General features: G+C 62.8%; 5 protein-coding genes. All 5 read left to right on the top strand.

Going from position 1 to position 5,080, the window contains the following annotated elements; translation table 11 throughout:
• Positions 1 to 235 (top strand): outer membrane protein transport protein (locus RUW20_RS11810; RefSeq protein WP_313952423.1); only part of this gene is annotated, 235 nt, incomplete at its 5' end.
• A 228-nt stretch (positions 236 to 463) separates the two neighbouring features.
• Positions 464 to 2,851 (top strand): 3-hydroxyacyl-CoA dehydrogenase/enoyl-CoA hydratase family protein, encoded by a 2,388-nt coding sequence (locus tag RUW20_RS11805; protein WP_313952422.1) that lies wholly within the window; start codon positions 464 to 466, stop codon positions 2,849 to 2,851.
• Positions 2,852 to 2,887: 36 nt separating this feature from the next.
• Positions 2,888 to 4,090 (top strand): acetyl-CoA C-acyltransferase, encoded by a 1,203-nt coding sequence (locus RUW20_RS11800; protein WP_313952420.1) that lies wholly within the window; start codon positions 2,888 to 2,890, stop codon positions 4,088 to 4,090.
• A 119-nt stretch (positions 4,091 to 4,209) separates the two neighbouring features.
• On the top strand, positions 4,210 to 4,833 hold the full coding sequence (locus RUW20_RS11795; RefSeq protein WP_313952419.1) for a DUF2802 domain-containing protein: 624 nt from the start codon (positions 4,210 to 4,212) through the stop codon (positions 4,831 to 4,833).
• A 17-nt stretch (positions 4,834 to 4,850) separates the two neighbouring features.
• Positions 4,851 to 5,080, top strand: a 230-nt coding sequence (locus RUW20_RS11790) for a hypothetical protein (RefSeq protein WP_313952418.1), incomplete at its 3' end; no start/stop codon positions are given.

The following is a 5,080-nucleotide window of genomic DNA, read 5'->3' as shown; positions in this document are numbered from 1 at the left end:
CACGCGTTTGGCGTCGCTGCCGGACAACGACCGCACCTGGTTTACCTTGGGAACACAGTGGAAGCCAGCCAAGAATCAGACCCTGGAACTCGGTGGCGCCTATCTGTACCTCCCGAACACCAAGATCAACCAGAACGAAACCAGCACCAATCCGACACAGAATCGTGGCACGCTAATCGGCGCCTATGATTCCAGCGTCTGGATTCTGGGTGCGCAGTATTCGCTGGCCTTCTGATCGCCCCCAGGCTGTTTCAAGAAACCCCGGCTTTCCGGGGTTTTTTTTCGCGTGCTTCGCCTCCTTGGCCAACCGCGAGAAGTGCTCGGGCCAGCCTGTCTATTGCCTGTATGTTGACGAGAAGATCGGGGAGGGTATAATTCAAACGTTCGTTTGAGTTTTTCTGCAGGGTCGCTCAGGAGACTTCCAAACGAGCAGGGATAACCGAGACACGAACAGGAGGACAACTTGAGCAACTTCATCGTACGCAAGGCCGCGGTACTCGGGGCAGGCGTGATGGGCGCACAGATTGCGGCGCACCTCGCCAATGCCGAAGTGCCGGTGGTGCTCTTCGACCTGCCGGCCAAGGAGGGTGATGCTAATGGAATCGTCAACCGGGCGATCGACGCGCTGCGGAAGCTCGAGCCGTCACCGCTGGCCAGCAAGGATCGCGTCACCTACATCGACGCTGCCAACTACTCGCAGCACCTCGAACAACTGCGGGGCTGCGATCTGATCATCGAAGCGATTGCCGAGAAGACCGAGTGGAAAGACGATCTCTATCGCCAGATCGCACCCTTTATCTCGCCCAACGCGATTATCGCTTCCAACACTTCCGGCCTGTCGATCAATCGCTTGTCGGAGGCGCTACCCGAGGTGCTCCGTTCGCGCTTCTGCGGCATTCATTTTTTCAACCCGCCGCGCTACATGCACCTGGTCGAACTGATCGCGACCAGGGCCACCGACGCCGCGCTGCTCGACAATCTCGAATCGTGGCTGGTCACGCGTCTCGGCAAGGGTATCGTCCGGGCGCGCGACACGCCGAACTTCGTCGCCAACCGCGTCGGTGTCTTCTCCATCCTGGCGGTGATGCACCACACCGAGCGTCTGGGGCTTGGCTTCGACGTCGTCGATGCCCTGACCGGCCCGATCATCGGCCGTCCGAAAAGCGCTACCTACCGCACTGCCGATGTGGTCGGTCTCGACACCCTGGCGCACGCCATCAAGACCATGCAGGACACCCTGGCCGACGATCCCTGGCATGGCTATTACAACGCCCCTGCGTGGCTGCAGGCATTGATTGCCAAGGGGGCACTCGGTCAGAAAACGCGCTGCGGCATCTTCCGCAAGGAAGGGCGCGCGATAAAGGTTCTCGACCTCGCTGCGCAGGACTACCGCGAGACCGCGGCCGACATCGACCCAGCGGTATTGGCGATCCTCAAAAACCGCAATCCGGCCGAAAAGTTCGCACAGCTGCGCGCCAGCGACCATCCGCAGGGACAATTCCTGTGGGCCATTTTCCGCGACATCTTCCATTACGCTGCGTTTCACCTTGCCGAGATCGCCGACAACGCTCGCGATCTCGATTTCGCCATGCGCTGGGGTTTTGGCTGGGCACAGGGTCCCTTCGAAAGCTGGCAGGCCGCCGGTTGGGCGGCGATTGCCGAAGCGGTTCAGGCCGACGTCGACGCGGGCAGGGCGATGAGCCAGGCAGCGTTGCCGGCTTGGGTCTTCGGCCGCGTCGCGGATGCCGGCGTGCACACTCCCCAGGGGTCGTACTCGGCGAATGCCGACGCCTATCAAGCGCGCTCGCCCTTGCCCGTCTATCAGCGGCAGCTATTTCCGGAGCGCGTGTTGACCGAGCAGGAGGTTACGGGCACTACCGTATGGGAGAACGAAGGTGTTCGCCTGTGGGTGCTGCCGCAGGTGGACGACGGAGTTGCCATCGTCAGTGTCAAGACGAAGAACCATACGCTCGGGCGTGAGGTGATCGTCGGTTTGCAGGAAGCGGTCGCCCGCGCCGAGGCCGATTATCGTGCACTGGTGCTGTGGCACGAGGCGCCGTTCGCCTTTGGCGCCAACCTCAAGGAAGTCAGCGAAGCGATCGCCGCCGGCGAGTTTGATCTGCTGGAAAAGTACGTCGCCGAGTTTCAGAACACCTCGATGGCGCTGAAGTACGCCAAGGTGCCGGTGATTGCCGCGGTCCAGGGGATGGCCCTCGGCGGTGGTTGCGAGTTCCTGATGCATGCTGCCAAGCGGGTGATCGCGCTCGAGAGCTACATCGGTCTGGTCGAAGCGGGCGTCGGTCTGATCCCGGCCGGTGGAGGCTGCAAGGAGTTCGCCATCCGCGCCGCGCAGCACGCGGCGAAGACCGCCGGTAACGACCCCTTCGAGTTCCTGCAGCCGGTGTTCATGACCGTCGCCATGGCGACGGTGTCGAAGAGCGGCGCGCAGGCCAGGGAGCTTGGTTTTGCCGTCGAGTCGGACAAGATCGTCTTCAACGCCAAGGAGTTGCTCTACGTCGCGCTGCGCGAAGCGCGCGGTCTGGCCGAGGCAGGCTACTACCCGCGCCTGTCGCCGCGCCGGATCAAGGTTGCCGGCCGTAGCGGTATCGCCAACTGCGAAATGATGCTGGTTAACATGCAGGAAGGCGGCATGATTTCAGCGCACGATTACGCGGTTGCCAAAGCGGCAGCCACAGCGTTGTGCGGTGGCGACATCGAGACCGGATCGCTGGTCGATGAACAGTGGCTGCTGAGCGTCGAGCGCAAGCTTTTCGTCGAACTGCTGAAAAACGAGAAAACGCAGCAGCGCATCCGGCACACGCTGGAGACCGGCAAGCCCTTACGTAACTGAACAACTGAGCAACTGAGCGAGCAAGGAGAACAGATCATGAGCAAACAGATTCAGGATGCCTACATCGTCGCCGCCACGCGTCTGCCGGTCGGCCGGCGCAAAGGAATGCTCGGCCACGTTCGTCCGGACGACATGCTGGCGCACGCCATCGTTTCGGTGCTGGCGCAGGTGCCGGGGATTGACCCGGCACTGGTCGAGGACGTGATCGTTGGCTGTGCGATGCCCGAAGCTGAGCAGGGAATGAACGTCGCCCGTATCGGCCTGCTGCTGGCCGGCCTGCCGAACACCGTTCCCGGGGTCACGGTCAACCGCTTCTGCGCCTCGGGTGTGCAGGCGGTGGCGATGGCTGCCGATCGCATTCGTCTCGGTGAAGCCGAGGTGATGATCGCTGCCGGCACCGAAACGATGTCGCTGATGAACCAGATCATGGGCAACAAGGTCGCCCTCAACCCGGCAATTTTCGAGAAAGAAGAAAACTGCTCGATTGCTTTCGGGATGGGTCTGACGGCAGAGAAGGTCGCCGCGCAATGGAAGATCTCGCGCGAAGATCAGGACGCCTTCGCTGTCGCTTCGCACCAGAAGGCCTGTGCGGCGATCGCAGCAGGCCATTTCAAGGCCGAGATCTCACCGTACACGGTCACCGCGCGCCTGCCGAATTTGCACACGGGCGAAGTGCAGGTCCAGCACTACCTGGCCGAGAACGACGAGGGGCCGCGCCCGGACAGTAGTATCGAGGGCCTTGCCCGCTTACGGCCGGTATTCGCCGCGCGCGGGTCGGTGACCGCCGGCAACAGTTCGCAGATGTCCGATGGCGCGGCGGCTGTACTGGTGGTTTCGGAAAAAATTCTCAAGCAGTTCAATCTGCAGCCGCTGGCGCGTTTTGCCGGTTTTGCCGTGGCTGGTGTGGCGCCAGAGATCATGGGTATCGGTCCGCTCGAGGCCATCCCCCGGGTGCTCAAGCAGGCCGGAATTCGCCAGGACGACGTGGACTGGTTTGAGCTCAACGAGGCGTTTGCCGCGCAGGCACTAGCCGTGGTGCGTACGCTCGGCCTCGATCCGGCAAAGGTGAATCCGCTCGGTGGTGCGATCGCGCTCGGCCACCCGCTCGGCGCGACCGGCGCGGTCAGAACCGCAACCCTGGTGCACGGGCTGCGTCGCACCGGACAGCGCTACGGCATGGTAACGATGTGCATCGGCACTGGAATGGGCGCTGCCGGGCTGTTCGAATCGATCCGCTAGATTGTCCCGGGAGGGCTTGCGCTATTGTCTTCCCGTTACCCATAGGCTTGCAAGATCGCGCTTGAGGCGGGCCAAGTGTCTGGCATAATGTCTGTCGAACGCAGTCACTGGGGCGCGCAATGGATCTCGAGCTACTGGGCAATCTGGGCTGGCGCGAAGGCCTGATCGCCGTCATCGTGGCGCTGTTGGCGTACATAGTTGTCATGTTTGTGCGCATGCGGCGGATGCACAATGACCTGCATGTCGCCGCCGTGCCACCGTCAGTCGCCCAATCGGCGCTTGCCGTCTACACCGACATTGAAAATGCTGACTCCGCCGTCGCTACCGAATCAGCTCGGGCTGGTGATTCGGAAACGCTCGTTGCGGCGGCCGACTCGCCCTCGCCGCTCGACGCTGGCGAACGCGATTTCGCGTGGAATGAGCCGCCGCCGGAGATTCCGGGGCAGGCAATGATCGAGGCCCTGCAAGGGGACGTCCGTCAGTTGCGCAGCGACCTGGACGCGTTGGTCGGCGATGTGGGCGACTTGCGTCGCGAGTTGCTGACTGCTCGCGACGATTTTCGACGCCAGCTGACACAGCTCTCGGGGTCGCCGCCGGCGGCATCGCCGCTGTACAACGATGCGATGCAGATGGCGATTCAGGGGCAGGATGCAAGTACCATCGCTCAGCGCTGCGGCATTGCCCGTGCCGAAGCGGACCTGGTGGTGGCGCTGGTGCGCAATCGCAACGAGGACCTTAGATAGAGGAGCAGAGGCGGGAGATGGCGACGCGACAAGGAAGCGATGCGAGCCGGACACGCCGCAGCGATGGTGCACCGGCGGTCGCTAGGGTTCAGGGAGCGGCGGTGGGGCCGCCCGAGCTGAAGCGAAAGCTGGTCTGGCGGATGGGTTTTGCCGCCCTGATGATCCTGGCGCTGCTTGGCGCCTTGGCGCTGTTTGACTACGCCACCGTACCGGATGATCTGCAGCCTGCGGGGCAGCAGTTCACCGA

The organism is Accumulibacter sp. (genome assembly GCF_032229525.1).
Lineage (GTDB): Bacteria > Pseudomonadota > Gammaproteobacteria > Burkholderiales > Rhodocyclaceae > Accumulibacter.
The sequence above is the reverse complement of the archived record's forward strand: the minus strand, read 5'-3'. Positions and strand labels throughout refer to the sequence as shown.

Coding starts and splice junctions, on each gene's coding strand:
- RUW20_RS11800 (WP_313952420.1), top strand. CDS start 2,888: ATGAGCAAACAGATTCAGGATGCCTACATCGTCGCCGCCACGCGTCTG.
- RUW20_RS11795 (WP_313952419.1), top strand. CDS start 4,210: ATGGATCTCGAGCTACTGGGCAATCTGGGCTGGCGCGAAGGCCTGATC.